This is a genomic window from Limnochorda pilosa, from assembly GCF_001544015.1.
In the GTDB taxonomy this organism is placed as follows: Bacteria; Bacillota; Limnochordia; order Limnochordales; family Limnochordaceae; genus Limnochorda; species Limnochorda pilosa.
The window spans coordinates 3639214-3665834 of sequence record NZ_AP014924.1 but is presented as its reverse complement, the minus strand read 5'-3'; the positions used below and the strand labels follow the sequence as shown (position 1 = coordinate 3665834).

The 26621-nt window shown below is 70.1% G+C and carries 29 protein-coding genes; 16 read left to right on the top strand and 13 right to left on the bottom strand.

Annotation, left to right across the window (positions count from 1 at the left end; genetic code table 11):
* Positions 1 to 66 precede the first annotated feature (66 nt).
* Positions 67 to 1923: a trypsin-like peptidase domain-containing protein gene (locus LIP_RS16535; RefSeq protein WP_068140876.1), complete on the top strand. Its 1857-nt coding sequence runs from the start codon at positions 67 to 69 to the stop codon at positions 1921 to 1923.
* On the opposite strand, the gene LIP_RS16530 is transcribed toward LIP_RS16535, so the two are convergent.
* The 8 genes from LIP_RS16530 to LIP_RS18205 all read right to left on the bottom strand — a co-directional run bounded on the left by LIP_RS16530 (position 1910) and on the right by LIP_RS18205 (position 8623).
* Positions 1910 to 2788, bottom strand: a complete 879-nt coding sequence (locus LIP_RS16530; protein WP_068140873.1) for a histidinol-phosphatase — start codon at positions 2786 to 2788, stop codon at positions 1910 to 1912. The two genes, LIP_RS16535 and LIP_RS16530, sit on opposite strands and share 14 nt — an antisense overlap.
* Positions 2789 to 2833: 45 nt before the next feature.
* The gene (locus LIP_RS16525; RefSeq protein WP_068140864.1) at positions 2834 to 3583 is read right to left on the bottom strand and encodes a hypothetical protein; all 750 of its coding nucleotides are present in this window, start codon (positions 3581 to 3583) and stop codon (positions 2834 to 2836) included.
* Positions 3584 to 3597: 14 nt separating this feature from the next.
* Positions 3598 to 4431, bottom strand: a complete 834-nt coding sequence (locus tag LIP_RS16520) for an Fpg/Nei family DNA glycosylase (RefSeq protein ID WP_068140863.1) — start codon at positions 4429 to 4431, stop codon at positions 3598 to 3600.
* A 9-nt stretch (positions 4432 to 4440) separates the two neighbouring features.
* On the bottom strand, positions 4441 to 5046 hold the full coding sequence (locus LIP_RS16515) for a LutC/YkgG family protein (protein WP_068140861.1): 606 nt from the start codon (positions 5044 to 5046) through the stop codon (positions 4441 to 4443).
* Positions 5043 to 6572 (bottom strand): LutB/LldF family L-lactate oxidation iron-sulfur protein, encoded by a 1530-nt coding sequence (locus LIP_RS16510; protein ID WP_068140858.1) that lies wholly within the window; start codon positions 6570 to 6572, stop codon positions 5043 to 5045. Before LIP_RS16510 ends, LIP_RS16515 begins: the two co-directional genes overlap by 4 nt.
* Complete coding sequence (locus LIP_RS16505; RefSeq protein WP_068142257.1) at positions 6569 to 7276, bottom strand: (Fe-S)-binding protein; 708 nt, start codon at positions 7274 to 7276, stop codon at positions 6569 to 6571. Before LIP_RS16505 ends, LIP_RS16510 begins: the two co-directional genes overlap by 4 nt.
* Before the next feature lie 129 nt (positions 7277 to 7405).
* A complete protein-coding gene (locus LIP_RS16500; RefSeq protein ID WP_068140856.1) occupies positions 7406 to 7924 on the bottom strand; it encodes a hypothetical protein in 519 nt (172 codons plus the stop codon).
* A 24-nt stretch (positions 7925 to 7948) separates the two neighbouring features.
* Positions 7949 to 8623: a YdcF family protein gene (locus tag LIP_RS18205; protein ID WP_068140855.1), complete on the bottom strand. Its 675-nt coding sequence runs from the start codon at positions 8621 to 8623 to the stop codon at positions 7949 to 7951.
* Positions 8624 to 9019: 396 nt separating this feature from the next.
* Between LIP_RS18205 and LIP_RS16490 the strand changes: the two genes are divergently transcribed.
* Together LIP_RS16490 and LIP_RS16485 are read left to right on the top strand one after the other, a co-directional pair.
* Positions 9020 to 10198: a DEAD/DEAH box helicase gene (locus LIP_RS16490; protein WP_068140854.1), complete on the top strand. Its 1179-nt coding sequence runs from the start codon at positions 9020 to 9022 to the stop codon at positions 10196 to 10198.
* 28 nt (positions 10199 to 10226) lie between these two features.
* A complete protein-coding gene (locus tag LIP_RS16485; RefSeq protein ID WP_068140853.1) occupies positions 10227 to 11192 on the top strand; it encodes a glycoside hydrolase family 130 protein in 966 nt (321 codons plus the stop codon).
* A 72-nt stretch (positions 11193 to 11264) separates the two neighbouring features.
* On the opposite strand, the gene LIP_RS16480 is transcribed toward LIP_RS16485, so the two are convergent.
* Positions 11265 to 11918, bottom strand: coding sequence for a CDP-alcohol phosphatidyltransferase family protein (locus LIP_RS16480; RefSeq protein WP_068140852.1), 654 nt, complete (start codon positions 11916 to 11918; stop codon positions 11265 to 11267).
* Positions 11919 to 12001: 83 nt separating this feature from the next.
* On the opposite strand from LIP_RS16480, the gene LIP_RS16475 reads away from it, so the two are divergent.
* From LIP_RS16475 to LIP_RS16455, 5 genes are all read left to right on the top strand, one after another.
* On the top strand, positions 12002 to 12643 hold the full coding sequence (locus LIP_RS16475) for a DUF502 domain-containing protein (RefSeq protein ID WP_068140848.1): 642 nt from the start codon (positions 12002 to 12004) through the stop codon (positions 12641 to 12643).
* 133 nt (positions 12644 to 12776) lie between these two features.
* A complete protein-coding gene (locus LIP_RS16470) occupies positions 12777 to 12986 on the top strand; it encodes a hypothetical protein (RefSeq protein ID WP_068140847.1) in 210 nt (69 codons plus the stop codon).
* Between the two features lie 12 nt (positions 12987 to 12998).
* Complete coding sequence (locus tag LIP_RS16465; RefSeq protein ID WP_068140845.1) at positions 12999 to 14036, top strand: ABC transporter ATP-binding protein; 1038 nt, start codon at positions 12999 to 13001, stop codon at positions 14034 to 14036.
* Positions 14029 to 14970, top strand: coding sequence for an ABC transporter permease (locus tag LIP_RS16460; protein WP_068140843.1), 942 nt, complete (start codon positions 14029 to 14031; stop codon positions 14968 to 14970). Before LIP_RS16465 ends, LIP_RS16460 begins: the two co-directional genes overlap by 8 nt.
* Positions 14971 to 15011: 41 nt before the next feature.
* Positions 15012 to 15830, top strand: a complete 819-nt coding sequence (locus LIP_RS16455; RefSeq protein ID WP_068140840.1) for an ABC transporter permease — start codon at positions 15012 to 15014, stop codon at positions 15828 to 15830.
* Between the two features lie 78 nt (positions 15831 to 15908).
* On the opposite strand, the gene lepB is transcribed toward LIP_RS16455, so the two are convergent.
* Complete coding sequence (gene lepB, locus LIP_RS16450) at positions 15909 to 16442, bottom strand: signal peptidase I (RefSeq protein WP_068140839.1); 534 nt, start codon at positions 16440 to 16442, stop codon at positions 15909 to 15911.
* Positions 16443 to 16835: 393 nt separating this feature from the next.
* Between lepB and LIP_RS16445 the strand changes: the two genes are divergently transcribed.
* The 8 genes from LIP_RS16445 to LIP_RS16410 all read left to right on the top strand — a co-directional run bounded on the left by LIP_RS16445 (position 16836) and on the right by LIP_RS16410 (position 22819).
* Positions 16836 to 17036, top strand: coding sequence for a hypothetical protein (locus tag LIP_RS16445; RefSeq protein ID WP_144440558.1), 201 nt, complete (start codon positions 16836 to 16838; stop codon positions 17034 to 17036).
* Between the two features lie 600 nt (positions 17037 to 17636).
* A complete protein-coding gene (locus tag LIP_RS16440) occupies positions 17637 to 17834 on the top strand; it encodes a hypothetical protein (protein WP_068140837.1) in 198 nt (65 codons plus the stop codon).
* Positions 17835 to 17954: 120 nt separating this feature from the next.
* Positions 17955 to 19184, top strand: coding sequence for an ABC transporter ATP-binding protein (locus LIP_RS16435; RefSeq protein WP_198409597.1), 1230 nt, complete (start codon positions 17955 to 17957; stop codon positions 19182 to 19184).
* On the top strand, positions 19181 to 20068 hold the full coding sequence (locus LIP_RS16430; RefSeq protein ID WP_198409596.1) for an ABC transporter permease: 888 nt from the start codon (positions 19181 to 19183) through the stop codon (positions 20066 to 20068). The genes LIP_RS16435 and LIP_RS16430 overlap by 4 nt, the downstream gene beginning before the upstream one ends.
* On the top strand, positions 20059 to 20958 hold the full coding sequence (locus LIP_RS16425; RefSeq protein ID WP_068140836.1) for an ABC transporter permease: 900 nt from the start codon (positions 20059 to 20061) through the stop codon (positions 20956 to 20958). Before LIP_RS16430 ends, LIP_RS16425 begins: the two co-directional genes overlap by 10 nt.
* A 148-nt stretch (positions 20959 to 21106) precedes the next feature.
* A complete protein-coding gene (locus LIP_RS16420; protein ID WP_068140834.1) occupies positions 21107 to 21358 on the top strand; it encodes a DUF433 domain-containing protein in 252 nt (83 codons plus the stop codon).
* Between the two features lie 6 nt (positions 21359 to 21364).
* Positions 21365 to 21718: a DUF5615 family PIN-like protein gene (locus LIP_RS16415; RefSeq protein WP_068140832.1), complete on the top strand. Its 354-nt coding sequence runs from the start codon at positions 21365 to 21367 to the stop codon at positions 21716 to 21718.
* A gap of 93 nt (positions 21719 to 21811) precedes the next feature.
* A complete protein-coding gene (locus tag LIP_RS16410; RefSeq protein WP_068140830.1) occupies positions 21812 to 22819 on the top strand; it encodes a helix-turn-helix transcriptional regulator in 1008 nt (335 codons plus the stop codon).
* A gap of 552 nt (positions 22820 to 23371) precedes the next feature.
* Here the strand turns inward: LIP_RS16410 and LIP_RS16405 are convergent.
* The 3 genes from LIP_RS16405 to LIP_RS16395 all read right to left on the bottom strand — a co-directional run bounded on the left by LIP_RS16405 (position 23372) and on the right by LIP_RS16395 (position 26607).
* Complete coding sequence (locus tag LIP_RS16405; protein ID WP_144440557.1) at positions 23372 to 24640, bottom strand: hypothetical protein; 1269 nt, start codon at positions 24638 to 24640, stop codon at positions 23372 to 23374.
* Between the two features lie 335 nt (positions 24641 to 24975).
* A complete protein-coding gene (locus tag LIP_RS16400; protein ID WP_082726480.1) occupies positions 24976 to 26145 on the bottom strand; it encodes a cell wall-binding repeat-containing protein in 1170 nt (389 codons plus the stop codon).
* A 78-nt stretch (positions 26146 to 26223) separates the two neighbouring features.
* Positions 26224 to 26607, bottom strand: coding sequence for a cupredoxin domain-containing protein (locus LIP_RS16395; RefSeq protein WP_068140826.1), 384 nt, complete (start codon positions 26605 to 26607; stop codon positions 26224 to 26226).
* Positions 26608 to 26621 lie beyond the last annotated feature (14 nt).

Sequence of the window (26621 nt, the reverse complement as noted above, 5' to 3'; positions counted from 1 at the left end):
CTGACCCTTCCGGCTCCGGCGTCGGCGGCCTCAACGGCGACACCTTTCCTACAACCGGATACGCCCGTGGAGGGGCGGCTGACCGACGACGACCCCACCCTGGACGATGGGAGCCACTACGACTGGTATGCCTTGCAAGGCAGTGCAGGCCAGACTGTTTCCCTGCGCCTCTCCTCCGCCGACGTGGACGCGTACCTGGTCCTCCTCGACGGGGCGGGCGGGCTGGTGGCCGAGGACGACGACTCGGGTGGCGGTACCGATGCCTTCCTCCAGGCAACCCTGCCCTCCGACGGCGTTTACGTGGTGGTGGCCAACACGGCCCTGCCGGGGGAGACGGGGCGCTACACCCTGGCGTGGGAGTCTTCGGGGGCCGAAGGGCCGGGCAGCCTTGGAACGCAGGTGGGCGAAGGGGCCGGGGAAGAAGCGTCCTCCGACGGCGGCCCCCGCGTCGATGGATCCCTGGTGCCGGGGGAGATCCTGTCGGGAACGGTGGGGGCCGCACCCGAACACTACCGTACCTACACCCTGGACGTGCCCCAGGGGGTCGCCTCGGTCGTCCTGACCTTGCAGGCCAAGACAGACCTGGACCTCTTCGCCCGCTTCGGCCAGCAGATGCTCGACTGGGAGACGGATTCCGACCACGCGGCCGTGACCCCCGACAGCCTGGAGGAAATCGTCATCTCGGCGTGGGGCGAGCCCGCCCTGCGCGCAGGCCGGTACTACATCGACGTGGCCAACCTGGTGGATGGCGCCCCCGGAGGAGCCTTCACCCTGCACACAGCCTTTCGTGCGTCGAACGACGCTTCGGCTCCGACCGTGACGGCGCCGCCCCAGGAGCAGGTGGAGGGTGCCCTCACGGCGGGGGTCCGGCTCCAGGGACGGCTGGGAGAGCGCGACCTGGTGCGGTACTGGGCGGTGGAGGCGCCGCCGGGTGCCCGCCGGCTGGAGGTGGGGCTCTTCGAGGCCGAGGGGCCTCTGGACCTGGTAGTGGCCCCGGAGGGGGCCGTACCCGTCGCGCTGGACGCCTATCCCCATGCAGTCATGAGCGCCCTGGACAACGAGCGGCTGGTGCTTCCGCTGGGAGAGGATCGCCCGGCTCGCTGGTGGGTGGGCGTGGTGAACTGGGAGCCCGCCCCCGTCGATTACGAGATCGAGGCCCGATTCGACGAGCCGCTGCCCCCGCACCCGACCTTTCAGCCCGCAGGGGAGCCGGAACAAGCCTTGACGCCGCTCCAGCGGGCCATCGCCGCCACCGTTCAGATCTCCACCTCTCAGGGGACGGGGTCGGGGAGCCTGGTCTCCCCGGACGGCCTGGTGCTCACCAACTACCATGTGGTGGCCACCTGCGAGACCTCGGGCCCAGCCTTCGCCTGCCAGGGCGAGCCGCTGCGCGAGGCCGGTGGGGTGCCCGAGCGGGTGGTGGTCGGCCTCTCGGACTCGGAGCGGGGCGCGGCGGTCCAGTCCTTCTACGCCCGCCTGCAAGAAACCCTCCCCGAGTACGACCTGGCCTTGCTCCGGATCGAGACCGACCTGAACGGCGACACGCCGGCCGGTCCGCTTCCCTGGGTGCCCCTGGACCTGGGCCCCGTCTCCCTGGGAGATGAGGTGGTTGTCATCGGCTACCCGGGGATCGCCCGCACCCTGGGGCGCTACCCGCTCTCCCTCACGCGGGGGATCGTTTCCGGCTTCACCACGGACCGGGGCCGCCGCGTGCTCATCCAGACCGACGCGACGGTGAACGCGGGGAACTCGGGCGGCCTGATGATCCGGGCGCGCGATGGGGTGCTCATCGGCGTGCCGTCCGACGTGCGCTACGACACCGAGCTTCTGGAGAAGCAGAACTACGCCCGGCCGGTGGCCCTTCTCCCCGACGAATGGCGCCGCCTCATCGAAGCCGGCGGCGGGAGCATCATCGGTCCCTGAGCGACCCCCCGAGCAGCTCGGGCACGGCGCGCCTCCCGGCCCGGCGGGTGAGGGCGGTCGCCCCGGCGTCTCGGGCCCAGCGCAGCGCCTCGGCGAATCCGGCGCCCACCTCTTCAGGACGGTGGGCGTCGGAGCCCAGCTGGATCGGCAGGCCCCGTTGGGTGGCGGCGGCGAGGAGCTCCTGGGCGGGATAGATTTCCCGCGCGGGCTTCCGTAGCCCGGCGGTGTTCACCTCGAAGCCGGTTCCGGTGGCCGCTGCGGCCTCGACGACCGGCTCGAAAGCATCCCATGGGAAGGGATCGGACCGGAAGCCGAACTTCTTGGGCAGGTCTGGGTGAGCCAGGCAGGTAAAGAGGCCGCTGGCCGCCGCCTGGGCCAGGTGCTCGAAGTACCGCCGCCAGAGACGCTCCACGGGGGTGCCGGGCCAGGTGATCTCGGGGCTCGAGTCAATGGATGCGCCGTCGACGAAGTGGACAGAACCGAGCACGTAGTCCCACGGAATCCCATCCAGGGCCCGGGCGATCGCCTCCTCCCGGTCGGGGAGGTAGTCCACCTCCAGACCCAGGCGGACGGGAAGGCCCTGGCGCCGGGCATCCAGCACGACCTCGACGTACCGGTTCAGCTCATGGCGGAAGTCCGACGAGAGCCACGCGACCACGTGGGGATGCTGGCCGGTGGCACCCTCGAAGAGGTGGGCCATGATCGGCCGGAAAGCCCGGAAGCGGTGGCAGTGCTCGCTGATGCCGATCTCGTCCACCCCGGCCCGGCGGGCCGCCTCGACGTACTCTGCGATCCGCGCCACCGTGTGGGGCAGGTCCTCGTAGAGGTCGTCGGCCTCCAGGTGCATGTGGTAGTCCGCGGGCATGGGTCATCGCCTCCGTTTGGGCCACTGGCTGGGCCGGAACCGTGTTCAGAAGTCCGCCAGCATCAGCCCCAGGTTGACGGTAAGTCCCCGGAGCAGAGCGCCGCCCGGGTCCAGGGGCTCGTCCTTGCGCGGCCCGCCCAGGGGGAAGGGGTAGGTGTAGGAGGCCGAGAGCTCCACGTAGGCCAAGGACGACGGGGTGAAGAGGATCCCCAAGGCCGGCCCGGCGGTGATCAGCCAGCGGTCGGACTCGCGGAAGGCGGGCACTTCTTCCCCCGGGTCCAGAGGCAAAGGCTGCTCGATCCGCAGCGCCCCGTAGGCCACGCCCAGGCCGGCCCCGGCGAACAGGGCCAGGGCGCCGTCGGGCCGGTCGGGGCGGCGCCCCAGCCCCGTGGGCAGGACGTAGTCGGCCCGCAGGTCCCCCCGGTAGACGGTGAGACTGCTGGCGGTCTCCTGGCTGTTGTCGCGCTGGCTGCGGGTGCCGAAGCCGAAGGTGAAGCCCAGGCGCACCGGGCCCACCTGGCCGCCCCCACCCGAGGTCCAGACAAAGAGGGGTCCCTGGTCGAAGCGCGGGACGGTCCAGCCAGACCTATCCAGGATGGTGTTGATGGCGGCGGTATCCATGTAGGCCAGGCTGATGCCTGAGTAGGAGCCGCCTTCGGTTACGGAAGGCTCTTGACCGGGTGGTTCGGCCGCCGCCTGCAGCGCGGGAGGAGCGACGGCCACCAGGAAGGCCAGGGCCGCGGCCACGGCCGGAAGGCGCAGGCAGTACCAGGAACTCTTCGTGGCGAAGCTCATCGACGATCTCCTCTCTAGTTCCGCACCAGGCTCCCGGGCTGGCAGGTGCGGCAGAAATGGGTGGCGATGCGCCCGGTCCGCACCGCCGAGACGGGACGGCCGCACCGGAGGCAGGGCTCGCCCGGCCGCCCGTGGACCGCGAAGAAGCCGCGAGGTTTCAGGTGGATCTCGCCCGTCTCGGTGATGGCCTCCCGTGCCCGGGCCAGCCCCCGCCCAAGGACCACGACCAGGGCCCGATGGAGCGCCTCCACCTCGGTGACGGTCAGACTCGGCCGTCGCCGGAAGGGGTAGATCCCCGCCTCGAAGAGGATCTCGTCCGCGTAGGCGTTGCCGATCCCGGCCAGGAAGCGGTGGTTGGTGAGGATCGACTTGACCTCACCGTGGAAGCGGCGGAGGCGGGCCCGGAAGGCTTCCAGGTCCAGGTTCGGGTCGTCCGCCTCGGGGCCCTGGTCCGCGAAGCGGGGGATCTGTTCCAGGTCGGCCGCGGGCAGGAGGTAGACCATGCCCATGCTCTTCGCGTCCGAGTAGCGGAGCTCGTGCCCGCCGTCCAGGAGGAGCGAGAAGAAGCCTTTCTGCAGGCGCCGGTCGCCGCGCCTCGCCCACTGCAGGCGGCCCGTGAGCATGGGGTTGATGACCATCTCCAGGCCGTCGCTGAGCCCGAAGCGCAGGAACTTCCCTCGACGTCCCACCGATTCGAAGCGGCGGCCGCGGATCGCCTCCGGGAAGGGCTCGCCCGCCAGGCAGCGGATCACCGTGGGGCGGAAGACCTGCGCCTCCACGATCTCCCTGCCCGGGAGGACCTCCCGCAGGAACAGCCGGACCGCTTCCAGCTCGGGTAGCTCGGGCACGGACGTGGATCACTCCAGGAGCAGCGCGTGCACCTCGCCGGGGCCGTGCACCCCCACGGTGAGGGTCTGCTCGATGTCGGCGGTACGGCTGGGGCCGGTGACCAGGGTGAGGTTGGAGGGAACGGCCTCCGGCCGCCCCGCAAAGCGTCGCAGGTAGTCCGCCAGGTGGGGGACCAGCGCCTCGCGGCGGAAGAGGGCCACGTGCACCGGCGGGAGCAGGCTCACCTGCCGGCCCCGGGCCGCGTCGTGCTCCAGGGCCAGGGTGCCCGTGAAGGCGATGGCCGCCTGGGCCCAGGTGATGCCGATGAGGGCCCGGGCAGCCTCCTCCCGGGAAGCTGGCCAGGCCAGCACCCGGGCGCCGGCGCAGGTCAGGGCGGCGTCCAGGTCCAGGGCTTCCAGACGCTCGTCGCGCCACCGGAGCACCGGCACACCCCCTTCCGGATCGCGTGCCGCAGCGGCCTGGATCAGATCGGCCAGGTAGGCGTGGAGCTGGGCGACGCCACGGAGGGTGCGCCCGACGCCCCCCAGGGCCTCCAGCTCCCGGGCGAAACGGTCGAAGAGCGGTTCGTCGAAGGGCGGCGGCGCAGGGCGAGGGCCAGGGTGTCCGGAGATCACGGGCGTTCACCTCCCTGCTCCTTCGCTCCGGCCTCGTTGCCGGGCGCCGGCCGTCGCTCAGAGGGGCCCTGCTCGGGCCCGTACAGCTCCCGCTCCAGCTGCGCCCAGCGCTCTCGGAAGGGGCGACGGGCTGGCGCAGGGAAGTCGCGTTGGGCCATCCAGCCACTCAGGACGGGGAGCCACCCGGCGGCGCGCTTCAGGTGACCGTCGTCGGTCACAGGCCCGCCCAGCCGGCTCCCGGCGCCCAGGGCCCGCCGGTAGCGCCCGGGGCGGCTCATGAGCCAGCGCCAGGCGCCGATCAGGTCCGCCTCCAGCGGGTGCCGCGGCCGACCGGCGCCCATGGCCTCGTGCTGGCGGATGCGGACCAGGTAGTCGTGGAGGGGTATCCGCACCGGGCAAGCCTCCCAGCAGGCGCCGCAGAGGCTGGTGGCCTGGGCCAGCTCGCCCCACTCCTCGATGCCCCGCATGAGAGGTGTGATCACCGCGCCGATGGGCCCCGAGTAGACCCAGCCGTACGCGTGCCCCCCGATCTGCTGGTAGACGGGGCAGGCGTTCAGGCAGGCGCCGCAGCGGATGCAGTGGAGCGCCTCCTGGAACTCGGTGCCGAGCATCCGCGAGCGACCGTTGTCCACGATGACCAGGTGGAACTCCTCGGGGCCGTCGGCCTCGCCCTCCCGCCGCGGCCCCGTGACCACCGACGTGTAGCTCGAGAGCTTCTGCCCCGTGGCGCTGCGGGCCAGGAGCTCCAGGAGTACCCCCAGGTCCTCCCAGGTGGGCACCACCCGCTCCATCCCCATGAGGGTGATCATCACCGGCGGCATGGTGGTCTGCATCCGCCCGTTGCCCTCGTTGGTCACCAGGACGACGGAGCCGGACTCGGCCACGGCGAAGTTGCAGCCGGTGATGCCGATCTCCGCCTGCAGGAACTCCTCACGCAGCCTCTCGCGGGCGAAGGCGTTGAGCTGGGGAATGGTGGGGTCCGCCGGCAGAGGGGCCCCCGCCTGCTCCCGGAAGAGATCGGCCACCTGGGCGCGGGTCTTGTGGAGGGCGGGGGCGATGATGTGGAAGGGCGGCTCGTGCGCGAGCTGGATGATGTACTCGCCCAGGTCCGTCTCCACCACCCGCACGCCCTCGGCCTCCAGGACGGCGTTCAGCTCGATCTCCTCGGAGACCATGGACTTGGACTTGGTCACCCGCCGGGCCCGGCGCTGGCGCACCACCTGCATCACCGCGTCCACGGCCTCCCGGGCTGTGGACGCGAAGTGCACGTGGCCGCCCGCGGACTCCACCTGGCGGCGCAGGAGGGCCAGGTACTCGGAGAGGTGCTCGATGGTATGGGCGCGAAGGGCCTGCCCGTGGTCCCGCAAGGCGTCGAAGTCGCCGTACTCGGCCGCTGCCTGGACCCTGGCGCCCCGGAAGCGTCCGGCAGTCGCGGCCAGGGCCTGGCGGGTCCCGGTGTCGGCCAGCGCGCGGCGCGCCCGGGTCCGGACGCCCCCGTTCAGATCACGGCTGCGCTCGGGCGTCATCGCTTCACCCCCCCGTCGAGCACCTGAGCCACGTGCATCACGGGAAGAGACCGGCCCTGCCGGCGCAAGAGGCCGCCGATCTGCATGAGGCAGCCCGCGTCGGAGCCGATGAGGACCTCCGCGCCCGTAGCCACGACGGAGTCGGCCTTCCGCCGGCCCATGGCGGTGGACACCTCAGGCATCTTCACCGAAAAGGTGCCCCCGAAGCCGCAGCACTCCTCCGAGTGGGGCAGGTCCACCAGCTCCAGCCCATCCACGTGGCGGAGCAGCTCCAACGGCGGGTTGCGCACGCCCAGGAGACGGCTCATGTGGCACGACGTGTGGTACGTGGCCCGAGTGGGAAAGCGGGCGCCCACGTCCACCACGCCGAGGTGCCCCACCACGTACTCGGAGAACTCGAAGGTCTTGCGGGCCAGATCCAGGGCCTCGGCTTCCATGGGATCGCCCCGGAAGAGCTCGGGGTAAGAGTGGCGGATCATGCCGGCGCAGGAACCCGAGGGCGCCACCACCGCCTCGCTGCCGGCGAAGGCCCGCACCAGACCCCGGGCCACCTCCCGGGCCGCGTCCCGGTACCCGGCGTTGAAGGCGGGCTGCCCGCAGCAGACCTGCTCCTCGGGGAAGTCCAGGCGGACGCCCAGGCGGTGGAGGACCCGGACCATCGCTTCCCCCACCTGAGGGAAGAACGCATCAGCCAGGCACGTGATGAAGAGGGATGCCTTGTGTGCCGTCGCGACCCACCCCCGGAGTGGCCGTTGGGCCGCCCCGGGCGGCCGCGCGCCATCGAGGAAAGGCTTCGCCGGCTGCCTGGGCATCCCTGCCAGAGACGCGAGCGCTCAGCCGGCCGGTCGCCCCCGACGGCTCTCGGGATCCCGGACCGCCTGCAACCGGTCCCAGAGCTGCAGCAGGAAGCGGGCGTGGGCATGCTGGGTCCGGTCTCCGCCCGGGGTTCGGGCGAACCGGCGCACGAACTGCGCCACGTCGGGCTCCTCGGGTTCCTCAGGCTCCGGTGCGGCGGGCGGGGGCGCCTCGTCGAAGGAGAGCTGCCACGCCTCGCCCGGCTCGGCCCACACCTCGGCGACGGGGTCGGGGGGCGGCAGGAACTTGCCCGCCTTGCGGCGTACCTGGGCGCGGCTCGGGCGCCGGGCGGGCGGCGGCAGCGACGCCCGGAAGTCGGCCATCAACCGCTGGAGCTCGTCCTGAGCCGCATCCAGCATGCGTCGCCTGAGCTGGACGAGGGTCTCCTCCCGAGCCTCCAGCGAGGACTTCTGGACCTCTTCGGTCGTCTCGCGCAGGAGATGCCGAAGGTGCTGCAGCTCGTCCAGGAGGGACCCCTCGAAGTCCAGCGCGTCCACGCCGCATCCTCCTTCCCGGGACGTTCACTTGAGGTGCAGCCCGTACCACAGGATCTTGGCGAGCTCCAGCAGGGCGTACTCCCGGCCGCTGCCCTCACGCCACCAGCGATCGGGATGGAAGCCGGGGTCCGGCGCGCCGTGGACGAACACCCGGATGCCCCCGGGCCCGTACGCCCGCCGAAACGTCATGCGGGTGCGCCGGACGTGGTAGTTGGAGGTGACCACCACCACGGTGCGGGCGCCCAGGTCCTCCACCATGGGCAGGGTGAAGGCCGCGTTCTCGGCTGTGCTGCTTGCCTGGGGCTCCACGCGGACCGCTTCGGGCGGAAGGCCGAGACGCAGCAGATGCCGGCGCATCACCTCGGCTGCCACAGTCTCCCAGGCGATCGAGCCGCCACTGACGAGGATCACCGGCGCCAGGCCTTCCCGCCAGAGCCGGGCGGCCTCTTCCTCCCGCAGGCCGTAGGGGTCCCCCGAGATCACCACCAGGACGCCGGCTTCGGAGGGCAAGGGGTCCGGCCGTGCCAGCCACCGCCCGATGGCCGCCAGGATCGCAGGACCCAGCAAGGTCACGATCAGGGCGAGCCCAGCCAGAACCGCCACCAGGCGGCGGACCCAGCGTGCCCGCCCGCGCGTCCCCGCCGGCGGTTCTTGACTCCTTCCCGACTCAACCGGCGCCACGTCGGACTCCGGGTCCACGGGTGCACCTCCCCGCACCGTCCTTTCGTTCCCGGCAGGCGTTCTTCCTGGAAGGGTGTGGAGGTGGGGCTCAGCGGGTCGTCCCCGGGGCCGCCGGCCAGGGCTGGGAGAGGCCGCTGCCACGAGAGGTGTCTGACCGAACGTGGAAAGCGCGTGGAACCGGCCGGCAAAGAATCGCCCAGGACCCTTCACAGGAGCGGTCTCCTGTGCTAACGTAAGACCTGTTGAGCGAATGAGATCGGGCTGTGTTCCCATCCAAGGAGGTTTCTGCTTATTCGCACCACCACTCAGACCCCTGACGGGGTCCGGCAGGCCCCCCGGCGACGCCGGCGGCGGCGCCCAGCAACCGCAGACCAGGTTCGGCGGCAGCCGCTCCAGCCTGAACAGGTCGAGGCGGTGGAGCAGCCGCCGTCCCACGAGCCGGAGGCTGCCGGTCACGACTTCACTTCCTTCGACCTCAAGCCGCCGATCCGCAAGGCCATCAAGACCCTCGGTTTCACGCGGCCGACGCCTATTCAGGCCCAGGTCATCCAGCCCCTGTTGGAGGGGCGGGACCTCGTCGGGCAGGCCCAGACGGGCAGCGGCAAGACGGCCGCGTACGGCATCCCGCTGATCCAGCGGCTCAGCCACACGGGGGCCGTTCAGGCCCTGGTGATCGTTCCCACCCGGGAGCTTGCCATCCAGGTGACCCAGGCGATCCAGGGTCTGGCCCAGTTCACGGATCTGAAGCTCCTGGCAGTGTACGGGGGCTACGACATGACCCTCCAGAGGGCCGCCCTGCGGGCCGGGGTGGACCTGGCGGTGAGCACGCCTGGGCGGCTGATGGACCATGTCTGGCATGGCACCATCGAGCTGGACCGGGTCAGCGCCGTGGTGCTGGACGAGGCCGACGAGATGCTCAGCATGGGCTTCATCGACGACGTCGAGCAGATCCTCTCGTGGCTTCCGCCCGGCACGCAGAAGATGCTCTTCTCGGCCACCCTGCCCGAGCAGGTGCGCCGGCTGGCCCAGCGCTTCCTGAACCAACCGGTCTCCATACGGGTGGCGGACACCGAGGAGACCGTCCCCGACATCGCCCAGGCGTACAGCACCATCCCCGCCGAGCGACGGATCCACGTGCTCTGCGACCTGCTGCGCGATGAGGCGGTCCAGCAGGCGCTGGTCTTCTGCCGCACCAAGGAGGGCGTCGACCACCTGGCGCGCCAGTTGCAGCAGCGGCGCATCCCTGCGGAGTCGATCCACAGCAACCTCACGCAGGAACGGCGAACGGCCGTGATGAACCGGTTCCGGCGGGGCAGCGTGCGGGTGCTGGTGGCCACCGACGTGGCCTCGCGGGGCATCGACGTCCGGCGGGTCTCCCACGTGATCAACTACGACTGCCCCCGCAGCGCGGACGAGTACGTCCACCGTATCGGGCGTACCGGACGGGCGGGCCGCAGCGGGTCGGCCCTCACCTTCGTGCGCCCCGGCGAGATGCGTATCCTGAAGGCCATCGAGAAGCGGGTGGGACGGAAGCTAGACCTCCTGCCAGCCGGGGAACCGGCGGAGGAGAAGCGGGCCCGGCGGGACGGGTAGCCGGGCCCCGGGGGAGGAGGACGGCCCCATGGCGCGCCCGAACCACTACCGTGCAAGCGACCTCTTCCAGAGGTACGACGGGAACCCGATCCTCACCCCGGCCCAGTGGCCCTACCCTGTCAACGCCGTCTTCAACCCCGCCGCCGCCCGGCTGGGCGGCGAGACGTTGCTGCTCTGCCGTGTGGAGGACCTGAGGGGCTTCTCGCACCTGACCCTGGCCCGCAGCCGGGACGGGCGCACCGGCTGGCGCATCGATCCCCAGCCGACGCTGGAGAGCAGCCCCGAGTACCGGGAGGAGCACTGGGGCCTCGAGGATCCCCGCATCACCTGGCTCGAGGAGGAAGGTCACTTCGCGGTCACCTACGTCTCCTTCTCGCGCGGCGGGCCCCTGGTCTCGCTGATCACGACCCGCGACTTCCAAAGCTTCGAGCGGGTCGGCCCGCTGCTCCCGCCCGAGGACAAGGACGCGGCCCTCTTCCCCCGGCGCTTCAAGGGCCGCTATGCCCTGATCCACCGGCCCATCATCCGGGGAGAGGCCCACGTCTGGATCTCCTTCTCACCGGACCTGAAGCACTGGGGTGACCACCGGATCCTCATTCCCGTGCGCCCCGGCTGGTGGGACTGCCACCGGGTGGGTCTGGGTCCTCAGCCTATCGAGACGCCGGAGGGTTGGCTCATCCTTTACCACGGGGTACGGCTGACGGCCTCGGGCAGCGTCTACCGCATCGGCCTCGCGCTCCTGGACCTGGAGGAGCCCTGGCGCCTCGTCCGGCGGAGCGACCAGTGGGTCTTCGGCCCCCGGGAGCCCTACGAGCGCATCGGCGACGTGAGCGACGTCACCTTCCCCTCCGGCGCACTGGTGGACCCGGCCACCGACGAGCTGCGGGTTTACTACGGCGCCGCCGACACCAGCGTGGGGCTGGCCACGGCGCCGTTCCGGGAGGTCCGGGCCTACCTGCAGACCTGCCCCGCACCCGATCCCGACCCGTGCTGAACCGCCGGCGCCGCCAAGCCGGGTGCCGGTCCTCCATCGCCGCCTGAAGGGGTGCCGCCGGCGCGCTCGCCCCTAGGCTGCCGGCTTCCGCTCCAGGTTCCGGACCGCCTGTACCCCGGCCGACCCCACGGCGGCGATGAGCAGCCACTCGCCCAGCCGGCGGGTAGCCCAGCCGAAGCCCGCTTGGGTGAGCAGGAGCGAGAAGCCCGCCAGCACCAGGACGAACTGGAGCCGGCTGGCGAAGGATGGGAGGGGTACGGCTCCCCGGCCCACCACCAGCCCCGAGAGCACCGCGCGGCGGGAGCCGTAGTCGGTCCCCCAAACGGCCACCTGCCCGGCCACCAGACCCACCAGGATGGGGAGCGGAACGCCTGCTTCCAGGATGCTCAGCACCCCCAGCCATACGCCCAGAAGCGTGTCGGCCCGCTGATCGAGCCGTGCGCCCTGCAGGCCGGTGAGCCCTCGCCGGCGAGCCAGGGGCCCGTCGATGAAGTCCGTGCAGGCTGCGGTCAGGATGACGCCCAGCTGCCATGCAAGGGACGCCCGTCGCAGGTAAAGGATGAACGCGATGAGAACCAGGGCAATGCGGAGCCACGTGAGGCGGTTGGGTGTGACGCCCGGGGGCAGGTGATCCACCAGGGCGCCGAGCAGGCGGTCGCGTGCCGCCTGCTCGCGCTGGGTGAGGCCGGGCGCGGCCTGCGGCTGCAGCGTTCCGTGATCCCTCATCCCGAATCCCCCCGATCACTCCATGGTACGGTCTAGACACCCAAAAAGCCCAAGGCGTTGGCGCGGAGCGAGGAGGTTGACCGGTGCACCGGATCGGTCGCTGGCTGCAAAGAACGTTCCTGGCGGGGGTGGCGGTGCTTCTCCCCCTCGTCCTGACCGCCTATGTCCTTTGGTTCGCCTTCACCCGCCTGGATCACCTGCTAGGTGGTCTGGTTCAGGGTCTCGCCGGCCGTCCCCTGCCGGGCGTGGGGCTGGTGGCGACCCTGGCCCTTACGGTCCTGGCCGGCCTCGTGGCCACGAACCTCCTGGGACGGAGGCTGATCCAGACGGGTGAGCGGCTCTTGGAGCGGATTCCTGGCATCCGCTCGCTCTACACGGGAACCAAGCAGATCATCACGTCGGTGATCCTGCCGGAGCAGCGCCACTTCCGGCGGGCGGTCCTCATCCCATACCCGCGGGCAGGCATGTACAGCCTCGGATTCGTGACCCACGAGGAGGTCCCGCCCAGCCTGCGAGCACCAGGGGATCTGGTTTCCGTCTACGTCCCCACCACGCCCAACCCCACGTCGGGCTTCGTGGTTCTGGCCCCACGCTCGGACTGCATCGAGCTGGACCTGACGGTGGAAGAGGCGTTCCGCACCATCATCTCCGCGGGCCTGGTGATGCCCGAGCGAAGCGGGTCGCGGCCCGGCGCGGCCCCCGGCGGGGAACCGGCGCCCCACTGAGCGGATCGAAGCCGCCATTCAATATCTTTTAGGTCGCCATTGACATCGTTAACATCCCGTGCTACATTGTTGCTGTGCCCAGCTTCTACCACGCCGCAAGGGATATGCGGGGCACGGGAGGAGGGCGCTCACCATGGTCGCGCCGTGGGGTCCTCTGATGCAGGACGTGGCCCGAATCCACGTCGAGGAATTGCTGGAACAGGCCCGCAGAGATCGCGTGACCAGGGCCCTCAGGCAGGGCCGCTCCGCTCTGCCGCCGCAGAGGCCGTCCCTCATTCACCGCCTGCGCAGGTGGGTGGAGCACCGAGCCGCACGCATGAACGTCCGGCGGCCCGTCCTGTAGGGGGTGCACCTGTTGCTGGAGGCCGTGGACCTGCGAAAAACCTTCCCGCCGCCCCTCCGGGGCTGGCGCCGGCGTCCGGTGGGAGAGGCCACCGTGGCCGTGGACGGCGTGAGCTTTAGGGTGGGGCCGGGCGAGGTGGTGGGCCTGTTGGGTCCCAACGGGGCCGGCAAGACCACCGCCGTGCGCATGCTGGCCACCCTCATCCTGCCCACCTCGGGCACGGCCCGCGTTCGCGGGATCGACGTGGTGCGCCGGCCCCTGGAGGCCCGAGCCCACCTGGGGGTCATGCTGGGCGGCGAGCGGACCACCTACTGGAAGCTCACGGGCCGCGAGAACCTGGGCTACTTCGGCACCCTGTACCGGGTACCGCCCGCGGTGCTCCGCCAGCGCATCTCCGAGATCCTGCGCCGCTTCGACCTGGAGGAGAAGGCCGACCAGCTCGTGGAGCGCTACTCTTCTGGGATGAAGCAGCGCTTGGCCCTGGCCCGGGCCATGCTCCCGGACCCGCCCGTGCTCCTGCTGGACGAACCCACGGTGGGGCTGGACCCGCGGGCGGCCCGGTCCCTGAGGGACCTGATCGCGGAGCTGAGGGCCGACGGCCGGGCGGTACTCCTCACCACCCACAACATGCAGGAGGCCGACGAGCTCTCGGACCGGGTACTCATCATCGACCGGGGGCGGATCATCGCCGAGGGAACCCCCCAGGCGCTGAAGAGCCGGCTGCGGCGATCGGCGGTGGTCCGCCTGGAACTCCAGGGCCCGGACGGGGAGGACCCGGCCGGTTGGGCGGCCTCCCTTGGACTTGCGGGGGTGGAGCGGATGGCCTCCCATCGCGACGAGGCCGGCGGGGTTTGGGAGCTCAGCCTGGCGGCCCGGACGCCCCAGAACGGCGAGCCACCCACCGAGCTGGCCCTGGCACCCATCGTGGCCGAGGCGGAACGCCGGGGCCTGCGGGTGGTACGGGCCGGCCAGGAGACGCCCACCCTCGAGAGCGTCTTCCTGGCCCTGACCGGCCGGCGGCTGGGGGAGGGGGCCGAGGCCCGTGGATGAGCTACTCACACCCGATCCGCGGGCGACCGGGGATCAGATCGTACCCGACCAGAAGGCACCCGAAACCTACCCGCGCCAGGGACGGCCGCACCCGGAGCCCCTCGCCGTCTGGTGGCCCCGCCTCGCGTGGGCGGCCCTGGGCAAGGAGCTCAGGGTCAGCCTCCTGCGCTACCCGGGGGAGCTGGTCGGCTTGCTGCTGTGGCCCGCGCTCTTTCCCCTGGGGTACGTCTTCGCCGCCCGGGCGGCCGCGGGACCCCAGGGCGAGGCCCTCGGGTTCTTCGCGGCCCGTGCCGGAACCGGAAACGTGGTGGCCTACGTGCTGCTGGGTGCCACCATCTGGTTTCTCGTCAACATCCTGCTGTGGGACTTCGGCAACCGCATCCGCTACCAACAGGTCCAGGGGATGCTGGAGGTGAACTGGTCCACGCCCGTGCCCACGGTGCTGCTGGTTCTCACCGAAGGCCTGCCCGCGCTCCTCTTCCTGGGAGGGGTGCTGGGTATCAGCCTCCTGGAGTACCGCTTCGTCTACGGCATGCAGATCTCGGGCAGCCTGGGGTGGATGCTGGCGACCCTGGCCGCCTCGCTGCCGTACCTCTACGGGCTGGGTCTCGTCTTCGCCGCGGCCACCGCGTGGGTCAAGGAGGTGGCGGCCCTGGTCTACGTGGTGCGGGGCCTGGTGATGATCTTCTCGGGCGTCACCTTCCCGCTCGAGGTGCTGCCCGGTTGGATGCAGCAGGTTGCGGCCCTCCTGCCGCCCACCTACACCATCCGGGCCGTTCGCACCGCGGCCCTTACCCCCGGCGGGTGGGCTGCCGTGGCCGACGACGTCCGCGCGCTCCTGGTCTTCGGGCTCGTCTTTCTGCCGCTGGGGCTCGTCGCGCTGCACGCCGTCGAGCGCTGGGTGCGCCGGACGGGAACGCTCACCAGCTACTGAGACTCCGGCCCGACGCCGGGGAGCACAGGAGGCGAGACGTCGTGACGTGGATCCGGATCCTCGGGGCGCAGCTCGTGCGGGTGTGGCTCACCCTCCTGCGGTACCCCGCCCAGCTCGTGGGGTACGTGGTCCAGCCCGTCGCCTTCCTGGCGCCGCTGGTCTTCCTCATGCGTTCCTTCACCGTCTCAGGGAGGGCCGTGGGATTCGAGGCGACCACGGGAACGGCCGATACGGCCTCTTTCCTGCTGCTGGGATTGCTCTTCGATGTGCTGGTGTCGGCCGCGTTCTGGGGGTTTGCCTTTCCTATCCAGACCCTGCGCCGCCAGGGGGTGCTGGAGGCCGAGTGGGTGACGCCCAACGCCCCCTGGATGCTGGTGGTGCTGGGAGGCATCGCCCAGATGACCGCCAGCCTGTTCATGGGCGTGATCGCGGTCCTGGTGGGGGCCGGGCTGTTCGGCTTCAGCTGGGGGCAAGCGCCGTTTCTGGCCGGCGGCATCGTGGCCCTGGCCGCCGCGGGGCTCTTCGGGTTCGGCATCGGCTACGCCGGCGTGGTGCTGCTCCTGCGTGAGGCCACCCAGCTCACCGATGCGGGAAGCTATGCCACCACCACGCTCTCGGGGTCCCAGTTCCCCGTGAAGGTCCTTCCGCCCGCGCTCCGGGTACTGGCCCTGGCCCTGCCCACCACCTACGGGTTGGATGCCCTCCGGGTCTTCTGGCTGGGAACGGAGCCGCTGGTGCCCACAGGGTGGGCGGCGGTGCTGGTGGCCGGCGCGGCCGCGGTCTCCCTCCTGGCCGGCATCTGGTTCTTCAGCCGGGCCGAGATGCTGGTGAAGCGCCGGGGCACCCTGGGGCAGTTCTAGGGGTCGCCGCAAGGGACGACGGCCGGCCAGGATGCGCCGCCGGGATCGCGCCTGGGGCGGACGCGGGGAGTGCGACCCTCAGCGGGCCGTGGCCGCGGCGGTCACCAGGCTTACGGCGGTGATGGGCCAGAACCGGACGATGGCGCGCCCCTCCAGGGCGTCCCGTTCCACGAAACCGAAGGTTCGGCTGTCCAGGGACATCTGCGGGTGCCGGTTGTCGCCCATGACGAAGTAGGAGTCGGCCGGAACCTGCCTGGGAGGCATGAATCCGGTGACGGTCGCGTCCACGTAGGGCTCGTCGAGGGCCCGGCCGTTCACCCAGACCTTGCCCAGGGAGATGGAGACCTGGTCGCCGGGCAGTCCGATGACGCGCTTGATCAGCCTCCGCCCGGGCTCCATGGGGCTTCGAAGCACCACGATGTCGCCCTGGTGCGGGTCCGAGAAGCGGTAGCTCAGCTTCTCCACGATGAGCCGATCGCGGTCGTGGAGCGTCGGTTCCATGGACCGGCCCTCCACCACGTACGGGCGTGCGACGAACGTGACGATGAATAGGGCTACCACACCTGCCAGGGCGAAACTGCGAACCCATTCCACGAGGCTTTCCCGGTCCACCCGCCAGACTCCCCTCTCCGGCGCCCTCGAGCCGGATGGACCCGGAGCGCAGGCCGGCGCTGCGAAGCTGCCTCAAGCCGTTCCCCACCAGTCTAGCACGGAGCGTGGTAGGAATTCAATCGAATGAGGAGGCTGATGAGCGGACGGAACGGGCGGCGAAGGCCAGCCGATCCGGCCAACGGCGGGCCTGGACCGGGGTGCGCCCGGTCCGCCGCCCGGTCGCGGCGTTCCTCCGACCTGAGTCGCAGGCGAGCCTCCTTCCACCAGGCGATGCAGCGCAGGTGCCCGGGCGCTACCCTGGAGGCGATCACCGACAGGAGGGTGTCAGGGTGGTCCGGTTATGCTCGGGGTGCACCGGGCGAAGCACACCAACGTGGAGGAGGACCTTGAGTGATGAACCGGCTCGATCAGAACGCCAGCCCTGAACTCCTGCGCCAGATCGCCCTGGATCGCCACCGCCGCCTGCTGCGGGAAGCCGAAGCGGAGCGCGCGCTGCGTGCGGCGGGGACACGACCACACGGCGACCGGCGCCCCGCCGGGCGCCTCCTGGGCGTCATGGAGCGGATCCTGCGCCGCCGCCCCGCAGGTGCCTGACAGGGCGGTGTCAGGGAGAGAACGGGATACTGGAAGGGCGGGCGAGCGAACATGTGTCCGGATGGGCCCGGGGGCCGCCTGGCATCCGCACCCGCCCGTGGGACCGTGCATGGGTTCCCCACACCAGCGCATGAAGATTCTTCTTGACCGGCCCCCCTGGGCTGTGGTAAGGTAGAGGACGGCTTCGGAACTGTGAGCGGCGGGAGACGCCGCCAAGCCGGGCCGAACCCTTGAAGCAGGAGGTGGAACCCATGCGCATCCGGATTACCTGCACTCTTGCAACCCCGCGTCCCCTGGGCCTTGCAGCCGGTATCGGCGGCCCTGCCAGCACTGCGCGCGCGGGCATGGTCGGGCAGGTTGATGGAAGCATGGGGTGTCCGCCTCTGGGCGTGCGCCGGTCCGAGTAACCGGCCGCCGCAGGTTTCGAGGCCGTGACACCCATGAACGGTGCCACGGCCTCAGTTTTTCCCCGGAGGTATCCTGCCAGGAACCTCCGACCCTTGCCACGAGGCCGTGGCCCGGAAACGGGCGGCGGCCTCTTTGCTTTCCCACGGCGGGAAGCGGGCCAAGGCCGCTGCCACCGCGAAAGGAGAGGTCCTCATGTACCGTGAGCTCTACTCCGCGCTGCGGATCGCGCAGATCCGGCACGAGGAGTTGCTGCGTGAGGCCGAGCAGGAGCGCCTGAGTCAGGCGCTCAGGTGGCAGTGGCAAGGCCAGCGGAACCATCGCCGCAGGCCGTCGCTGCTCCGCCGCCTCTTCGGTCTCGATTCCCAGGCGAGGCGCCGTCCGGTCCTGTAAGGGGCCGGGCGGGCCTCGCCCTTTCGCGCCATGGGACGGCCGGACCAGGGCTCAGCGGCTCTTCCGGCGGGAGGGGCCCGCGGTCGGGCCCGGAGCATTCGAAAGGAGGCGCGGGTTGCCTTGGCAGGACCCAGCATTCGAACAGAAGACCTGGTGCGCCGGTACGATCCCCAGAAACGTGCGCTGAGGCTCGGGCGCTTTCGGCGGGGACGGGACCGCGACGAGGCTGAGCGAGCGCAGGCTCCGGTGCTGGCCCTGGCCGGGGTGAGCCTGGAGGTGCGGGAGGGTGAGCTGTTCGGCCTCCTGGGGCCCAACGGGGCGGGCAAGACCACGCTCATCAAGATCCTCTCCACCTTGCTGCTCCCCACCTCGGGCCGAGCCTGGGTGGACGGGCTCGACGTCACCCGGGACGTTTACGCGGTGCGCCGACGCATCAACATGGTCTCGGGCGGCGAGACGTCGGGCTACGGCATCCTCACCGTGCGGGAGAACCTCTGGCTATTCTCGCAGCTCTATGGCGTGCCCAGCCAGGAGGCCCTGGCCCGCATCGACCGCCTGCTGGACGTGGTAGAGCTGGCTGAGAAGGCCGGTGCGAAGATGAACCGCCTCTCCACGGGCCAGCGGCAGAAGCTGAACTTCGCCCGGGGGTTCGTGAGCGATCCGAAGGTGCTCTTCCTGGATGAGCCCACCCTGGGGCTGGACGTCGGCGTCGCGCGGCGCATCCGGGCCTTCGTGCGGCAGTGGGTGCATGAGCGGCCTGGACGGACGCTGCTCCTGACGACCCACTACATGGCCGAGGCCGACGAGCTCTGCGACCGGGTGGCCATCATCGACCGGGGCCGGGTGCTGGCCTGCGATACGCCCTCCCGGCTGAAGCGACAGGTGGAGTCCGACACCCTGGTGCGGCTGGAGCTGGCGTGGACTCCTGGGGCTGATGCAGAGGAGGCCGTACGGGCGGTCCGGGGGATTCCGGAGGTGGTGCGGGTGGGAAGCGCCGAGGATGCGGCCAGCGGGCACACCCGCCTGGACCTCATCCTCCGGAACGAGGCGGCCATCGACCCTGTCTTCCGCCACCTGGCGGGGAACGGGGGGCGGGTGCTGAGCTTCTCCAAGGCCGAACCCACCCTGGAAGACGTCTTTCTGAAGCTGGTGGGCCGGCGGCTGACCGAGGGGACGCCCGGGAGCCCGAGCGGGACCAGGAACGGACAAGGGACCGGAGATCTCGCATCGGGTAGCAGTGGGGCGACCGTTGCCGGGGCCGGCGAAGCGGCCTCTTCTGCCGACGGCGAGGCCCCCGGAACCGAGCGGGACCAGGAGACGGCGCGAGCGGAAGGAGGATGGCCCACGTGAATACCGAGGCATACGCCCCCACGGAGCCGCGGATGGATCGGGTGGAGCGCCGCGCGCCCCGCCCCGGACTGGTGGAGCTGCTAACCCTCAACCTGCGGGCCACGTGGGGCCGGGCCTACGTGAGGGTGGTGGGAGCGAGCCGGGAGCTCTCCTGGCTCGTCTTCGAGGTGACGCTGCCCGTGCTCGGCACGGCGGCCTACGTCTACGTCTACCGCGGGCTCAACGCGCCGCCCGAGTTCGTGGGCTTCGTGCTCCTGGGCGGAGCGATGACCGCCTTCTGGATGAACGTGCTCTGGTCCATGGCGAGCCAGCTCTTCTGGGAGAAGGAGAGCAGCAACCTGGAGGCCTTCTTCCTGGCCCCGTGCTCGCGCATGGCGATCCTGGTCGGCATGGCGGCGGGGGGTATGTACCTGAGCCTGGTGAGGGCGGTGTCGATCCTGGTGCTGGGCAGCCTCCTCTTCGGGGTACGCTTCCCGCGGGTGGAGTGGGTGCCGGTGGTGGGCGCCTTCGTGCTGGCCCTGCTGGCCCTCTACGGCCTGGGGATGCTGCTGGCCTCCCTCTACCTGGTCTTCGGGCGGGAGGCCTGGCACGTCTCCAACCTGCTCCAGGAACCGATCTACCTGCTCTCGGGCTTCTACTTCCCGGTGCGGGCCCTGGGGCCGTGGGTGGGCCTGGCGGCCAGCCTCATTCCGCTCACCTTCGGGTTGGACGCGATGCGGCAGCTCATCTGGGCCGAGGGGGCCATGGGCCTGCTGCCGGTGGGAACGGAGCTGGCCGTGCTGGGGGCGGAGGCCGTGGTTTTCCTGCTGGCCGCCTACAAGGCCTTGCACGTCATGGAACGGATGGCCGTACGCGAGGGGAGGTTGACGCTGAAATGGCAGTAGCACAGGATCCCGCGCCCACGGGACCCTCGGAGGGGCTTCCCCTGAAGCTCCACCTCCTGCGGGTGGCCGCCTGGCTCGGCTGGCAGCACGACAGCAACTGGGCGAATCCCATCCTCTTCGCCCTGTACTCGGTGGTGCGCCCTCTCGCGACCATGCTGATCCTGGTTTTCATGTTCCTGGTGGTCTCCCGGCAGCCGCTCGGAGGGGGAACGTTCCCAGCCATCTACCTGGGGAACGCCTTCTGGATGTTCGTGGGGCAGATCCTCATGGGCGTGAGCTGGACCATCATGGAGGACCGGGAGTTCTACCAGATGATCCGCTACATCCTCCTCGCGGCCCCCGGCCTCGCCTGGTACCTGGTGGGGCGGGCCGCGGCCAAGCTCGCGGTGACGACCGTGGCCGTGGGTGTGGCGCTGCTGGCGGGGAAGCTGGTGCTGGGAGTGGACCTGGTGGGCCCGGCAGGTCTGGGTGGGTGGCTCTACTTCCTCACGGCGCTTCTGGCCGGGTTGGCGGTGACGGTCGCCATGGGTCTGGGCCTGGCCGGCACCATGATGCGGGTGGCCCGGCACGGCACCTTCTACAGCGAGTCCGTGGCGGGGGCGCTCTACCTCTTCACCGCCACGGTCTTCCCCCTGGAGGTGCTGCCGGACTGGGCCCAGGCCCTGGGGCTGGCCATCCCGCAGACCTACTGGATGGAGGCCCTCCGCCGCAGCCTGCTGCCGGGTGCTGCCGGCTTCAGCCCCACCCTGGCTGCCCTCTCGCCGGGCGAGGTGCTGATGCGGCTGGTGCTCACTGGAGCGATCTTCGCCGTCCTCTCCTGGGCCTTCTTCGTCCGGTCCGAGGAATGGGCCCGTGCACGAGGAGAGCTGGACGTGGTGACCGAACACTGAGGTGCCTAGGGGGCGGGTCATACCCCCGGCAGGGGCGGCACGAACGGCGGCTGTCCCAGTTTGGCAAGCAATCAGGCAGCTGCTGATGCCGCGTGCTACAATGGCTCCAAGAGGGTACGCTACCGTGTCGGGAGCGGGGTGGTAGCAGATGAACGAGGTCGATCTCATGGACCGCATCGTCGTGGATCCGGGGATCTTCGGCGGAAAACCCATCATTCGCGGCCTGCGCGTCGCCGTCGAGCATATCCTCGGAATGCTTGCTGCCGGCGAGACGTCTGAGCGTATCGTGAAGGAGTATCCGTTCCTCGAACGGGAAGACATTCAAGCCTGCCTTCTCTTCGCGCACAGAGCGGTGTCCGGCGAGCACGTTCGGGAACGCTTGGCGTCTGGCGCCAGGTAGGGCGACATGAAGTTCTTGCTCGATGTCTGCACATGTCTAAAGGCGCTCGAGCAGAGTCTGGTCGCCGGCGGTCATGATGTGCTCGCGGCAAGCAGATCCCACCCCGATGCGGCGGACGACGGGCTCCTTCGCATCGCGCTCGAGGAAGACCGAGTGCTCATCACCCTGGACAAAGACTTCGGTGAGCTGGTCTTCGTGCGGAAGCAACTTCACCCCACCATCGTTCGCCTTGTCGGAATGAGCGTCGACGAACAGGTCACGGCGATTCAGGAGCTTCTCTCCAGCAACCCGGACGACTTGGCTGGACCTACGATCATCGTTGTGAGCCGTGATCGCGTGCGCGTCCGCAGACATCCGTAGCCTGGCCATCCCGCAGACCTACTGGATGGAGGCGCTCCGCCGCAGCCTGCCCAGGCACGAGGAGAGTTGGGCGTGGTGACCGAACACTGAGGCATGACCAAGGGTGACCGCCTGGCTGCGATCCTGATCGTGCTCCAGTCCCGGGACCTGGTGCGGGCCGAAGACCTCGCGCGGCGCTTCGAGGTCTCCGTCCGCACCATCTACCGCGACGTGGAGGCCCTCAGTGAGGCCGGGGTCCCGGTGATGGCCATCCCAGGCACCGGCGGTGGCTACCGCCTCATGGAGGGCTACCGCCTGCCTCCGCTCACCTTCACCGCCGAGGAGGCGCTGGCACTCCTTCTGGCCCAGGTGGCCCTCTCGCAGATGGGGGAGGGCCCCTTCAGCGAGGCGGGACGCCGGGCCATGGAGCGGATCCTGGCGGCAATGCCGGTCCACGTACGGGACGGCGTCGTCTCCATGGAGCGGTTGATGGCCGTCCGCAGCGAGGGACGGTTGCGCCAGCGGGAGCGGGCCTGGCTGGCCCAGCTTCTGGCCGCTGTGTGGACCCGACGCCGGGTGCGGCTCCGCTACCGCAAGGTCCTGGCCGACGAGGCCGAGTGGCGCAAGGTGGACCCCTACGGGATCGCCTTCGGGTACGGGCGCTGGTACGTGCCGGGCTACTGCCACTTGCGCCGGGACACCCGCACCTTCCGGTTGGACCGCATCGAAGCCGTGGAGCTGGAAGACGAGACCTACGAGGTACCGCCGGACTTCCGCATGGAGGTCTGGGCCGAGGCTTTCTTCTCCATGCCTGAACGGGCCAGAGTGGCCGCCGCCATCCGCCTGACAGACAAGGAGACCGCCAAACGGGCTGCGAACGACCGGCTCTTCGACGGCCCGCCCACGCGAGAGGGCGGCGCCTGGATCACAACCGTCTCCTACCCTGCCGAGGAGACCGATTGGGTGGCCGAGCGCCTCCTGGGATACGCCGGCGCTGCCGTGGTGGAGAGCCCTCCCGAGCTGCGGGAGGCGGTGGTGAGGCTCGGACGGGCGGCGGTGGCGGCGCACGAGGACTCGGGCGCGCCAGCGCCCGCCGGTCATGCCTCAGTGGAGGCGGGATGAAGCCAACACGGGCAACCTACGCAGGCGCGGCAGGGGCGGCAGGCCGCTGACTCCTACCATCGCTCCCATCATGGCGGACATGCTGATCATGGAGGCCGCCATCCAGGAGAGATGCGCCTGAGTCAAGAGAACCACCCACGAGCCCGCCCACGCAGCCCAAGGTTCCAACGGCGACTGGGCGGGGTGCTCCCGCTGGGGGGAGCTCGCCGGATGCGGGCCACCAGGAGCCGAACACCTATGGCGAGACCCAGCGAGCGTGGTGGCCACGGCGGTGGTGACCAGACCAACGGTACCCATGGTGCCCAGTTCCTGATCCAACCAGCTACCCAGCGCACCGCCGCCGAAGGCGGCCAGGGCGGCGTACCCTCGTGTGTTCACGATGCTTCCCCCCAGAACCGATGGATATGAGCGTTGCTGTGCAGGCAGAACGGGCGGGTGACAAGAGAGAAGGGCGGATCCAGGCGGATCCGATTCAGGGTGGGGGGTGAGACAGGAGAGAGGGGGCCGTCCCCCTCTCTCCGTCTCTTGGACGCATGGCAAGGCTCAGAACGTCTAGAACGACCGCCTGGCTGCTACGATGAGAGCGCTGACTCCGGAGCGCTCCACCGTCTTCGTTCCTGCGAGAGGATTTTCCGTGGTCGTCGTCCACACATCGCTCCGACCTACAGGGAATTCAAGATCCACCGTCCAGTCGGCGACCTCCAGTCCGAGGCCGAGATAGGGGTCCGCGTCGACCTCCAGCGTGGCGGACGTCGATGTAGGGTCGCTTCCCGGTGACGGCCTGGAGGACTCGGACCGGTAGACGAGGTCAGCCCGCACACCGGCCCGCAGCTGCAACGCCGGCGTCAGGTCTGCGGATGCACCCGCGCGGAGCGCGATCCCCGTCTCGCCAACGGAGGACACCGTCGGACTCTCCGTGGACTGAGCCCAGTTGTACACCTCAGCGCCTGCGAGGAGCCGCCCCCCCGCCCGCACCCACTCGGAGGTCAGCCCGGCGGCATCCCGGCGATAGCCTGTCTCGCTGGTTGCGGTCCCCGAAGCATCCCTGCGCGTGTAGGACCACTGTACGTGCTCCCCGGTGAGCCAGAGCTTCGATCCCTGGGCTCCAGGATGCTGGGTGCGAAGCCGAACGCGCACGTAGGGTTCGGAGTACGTGCTCGTCACATCTCCGGTGGTCGTGCTGTAGGACTCGCCCCAATAGTAGACGGGGTTCAGCGCGATCTCGACCGGAGCCCAGGCGTCGGGGTGATAGACGAGCCCAATCCAGGGGCGAACGGATCGGGACAAGTACGTCGGCACCGAGTCACCCGTGGAGGGGCGCTCCCCCCGCTGGAGGGTGGCGTATTGGAGCGATGCGCCGATGGCGAGCCGCGGGGACAGCCTGGTTCCGTAACCTGCCCGGATCCCCAGGTCCATGCTGGAAGTGGTGGTATCGGTGCTCAGGCTCAACGCGCTCGTCGGGGCCGCGTGAGCCGAGAAGCCGAGGGTGCCGGACGCAAGGGGCAGGACCCCCGAAGGGGCGACCGTGATGGACCACGTGTCGCTTCCCAAACCGGAGGTGAGGTTACCGCTGGAGTCATACGTCCGCTCCGAGGACGGGTCGTACGCGGATTCACTTTCCACGAGAGCCCAGGGCTGGTGCTCGTCGCCGAGCAGGGCCGGATTGAACATCCAGTCGGTTTCATCGGGCACCAGAAAACCGAAGTCGCCTAGGGAGTGGGTCTCCAGGGACGAGGCGAGCACGTCTGTATGGACGGAAAGGGCCCCAACCAGCAAGACCATCAACAGGACGAGCACTCGGCTCGGGTGCGTCGGGCGCAACCGTTCATCCCCTCCTTGGGTGCATCACGATTTGAAGGTCCCAGATTCTGGCATCGGCAGTTCTCAACGTGGGCTGAACGGCCGGCAAAGAGCAGGACCCTTACGTAGCGGCGACCCTGAAGCAGCCACGGGCCCTAGCGGAGCCCGTCACGCAGGCGAACTCGCACGCGCCGGAGCCGGGAGGGTCCAGGTCGATGGAGACGCTTCCCGGTGGGGAGCCGGACGCTCTTGTAAGGATGCCCTGCGGGTCCGCCAACCTCCGCCGGTACCGGGGCATCCGGGCGCCCTGGGACGTACCTCCGAGGGGTCCGATCGACTCCTGTGACCGACGAGGCTCACTCGATCACTGTGCGCAGCAGGAACTCGAGCCTGAACTGGACCGCACAGGCCACCTCTTCAGGCGGTCCGACGACGAAGCCGTGCATGAACGGCGGCTGGGGCTCGGGGTGGCGTGGGTTGACGCTCCGGATGTACTCCTCCACCGCACCCGGAATCCGATCACGTTCAACCAACAGCAGGGGTGCGTGGTGCTCCAGGTGCGAGAAGACGTTGCCTGCCACGGCGGACTGCCAGGCATCCACGGCCGAGAACCGGAACCCCCACCCGGCAGGCTCTGTGATCCCCCAGCCGAAGTCGCCCGCCGGGCTCCGGAACCTGGACAGCTCCACCGAGATTTCGGCCGGTGTGGCGCCCGAGATGCGCGCCACGATTCCCTCCGTGAGCTCGCGTACGGTGCGTTCGACCGCGGCCGAGATCGTCCGCTCGCTGCCTACCAGGTAGACGTTGGGATTCCCAGCCGTCTGGATCGTTTGGGTGGTTGGAGGCGGCAGTTGGTCGCGCCGGGTCAGCAGGACGGGTTGGCCCATGTGTGCGGACCAGGCGGCGGCCGGCAGCGCTTCGACGAACGTCTCGCCTGAAGCCAGGATCAAGGTCGCCGGCGGGCCGAGAAGCCTGGCGACCAAGGCGGCGGTTTCGAACACGTCGTCCCCTTGCAGGCGGAGCGTACGGAAGCCCAACCGCTGGACCTGCTGCTCGATCAGCCTGCCGAGGTCACCGACGAGGAAGACCTGGACCCCCACCGGCCGGTCTTGATCGTCGGGCATGGGGATCTCTACCCCGCGCGGGCTCAGGCGATGGAGCTCCGCGGCCACGATGGGATCCAGGTTGTTCGGGTCCGTGAACAAGATGGGTCCGTTGCGCGGGTGGTGCATCAGTGCGGAGGCCACCAGAGCATCCTGGAAATGGCTCCCGTCTCCGCGCACCACGATGGCCACGCCGGCTCGAAGCTCGGGGATTCCCGGTTCGGGCCAGCCGGATTCGGCCGTTGCCACCGAGGTGGCTGCAGCATCCTTCCCGGCGACACGCGTCGTCACGGTCGTTTGCGAGGTCAGCGGCAAACACCGTGGTGCGGTCCCCTGCACCGGAACGGCCGTTGGTGCGGTTCCCGCCGGGGCGCCTGGCGCCGCGAGTTCATGCACCTCGCGTACGGTCCAGCGGATAGCCATGCCGTTCCCCCTCATCCAGACCCTGCGGGGCGGTCACGGCAATCTACGCGGAAAGCACGCGGGGCGTGCGGGTTCACATCACGCCCGCTCCACCACCAGCTTCCCCCGGTACATCCCCATCTGGCAGGCGAACTCGTACTCGCCGGGCCCGGGAGGGTCCAGATCGATGGAGACGGTCTCGCCGGTGGGAAGCCGGGCGCTCTTGTCGAAGGCAGGGAAGACCACCCGCTCGGAGCATCCGGCCGCCTCTTCCCGCCGGAAGTTGAGGCGCACCGGACGGCCTGCCTCCACGACCACCACGTCCGGGTCGTAGCCCGCCTTGACCACCACGGTCACCTCCTGGCGTCCGCCCGCCGTGGTCTCCGCCCGGACGCCCGCCTCCCGGGAGAACCAGAAGTACCAGGCTACCAGGGCCATCAGCCCCAGACCCCCGGCGGTGACCAGCAGTTTCGCGATCAGCATCGGCCCACCTCCTC

What these genes read in the sequence shown, in the direction of transcription:
- LIP_RS16530 (WP_068140873.1), bottom strand. Translation starts at nt 2,788, where the DNA reads ATGCCCGCGGACTACCACATGCACCTGGAGGCCGACGACCTCTACGAG.
- LIP_RS16525 (WP_068140864.1), bottom strand. Translation starts at nt 3,583, where the DNA reads ATGAGCTTCGCCACGAAGAGTTCCTGGTACTGCCTGCGCCTTCCGGCC.
- LIP_RS16510 (WP_068140858.1), bottom strand. Translation starts at nt 6,572, where the DNA reads ATGACGCCCGAGCGCAGCCGTGATCTGAACGGGGGCGTCCGGACCCGG.
- LIP_RS16485 (WP_068140853.1), top strand. Translation starts at nt 10,227, where the DNA reads ATGGCGCGCCCGAACCACTACCGTGCAAGCGACCTCTTCCAGAGGTAC.
- LIP_RS16480 (WP_068140852.1), bottom strand. Translation starts at nt 11,918, where the DNA reads ATGAGGGATCACGGAACGCTGCAGCCGCAGGCCGCGCCCGGCCTCACC.
- LIP_RS16470 (WP_068140847.1), top strand. Translation starts at nt 12,777, where the DNA reads ATGGTCGCGCCGTGGGGTCCTCTGATGCAGGACGTGGCCCGAATCCAC.
- LIP_RS16445 (WP_144440558.1), top strand. Translation starts at nt 16,836, where the DNA reads ATGAACCGGCTCGATCAGAACGCCAGCCCTGAACTCCTGCGCCAGATC.
- LIP_RS16440 (WP_068140837.1), top strand. Translation starts at nt 17,637, where the DNA reads ATGTACCGTGAGCTCTACTCCGCGCTGCGGATCGCGCAGATCCGGCAC.
- LIP_RS16425 (WP_068140836.1), top strand. Translation starts at nt 20,059, where the DNA reads ATGGCAGTAGCACAGGATCCCGCGCCCACGGGACCCTCGGAGGGGCTT.
- LIP_RS16420 (WP_068140834.1), top strand. Translation starts at nt 21,107, where the DNA reads ATGAACGAGGTCGATCTCATGGACCGCATCGTCGTGGATCCGGGGATC.
- LIP_RS16415 (WP_068140832.1), top strand. Translation starts at nt 21,365, where the DNA reads ATGAAGTTCTTGCTCGATGTCTGCACATGTCTAAAGGCGCTCGAGCAG.
- LIP_RS16410 (WP_068140830.1), top strand. Translation starts at nt 21,812, where the DNA reads ATGACCAAGGGTGACCGCCTGGCTGCGATCCTGATCGTGCTCCAGTCC.
- LIP_RS16400 (WP_082726480.1), bottom strand. Translation starts at nt 26,145, where the DNA reads ATGGCTATCCGCTGGACCGTACGCGAGGTGCATGAACTCGCGGCGCCA.
- LIP_RS16395 (WP_068140826.1), bottom strand. Translation starts at nt 26,607, where the DNA reads ATGCTGATCGCGAAACTGCTGGTCACCGCCGGGGGTCTGGGGCTGATG.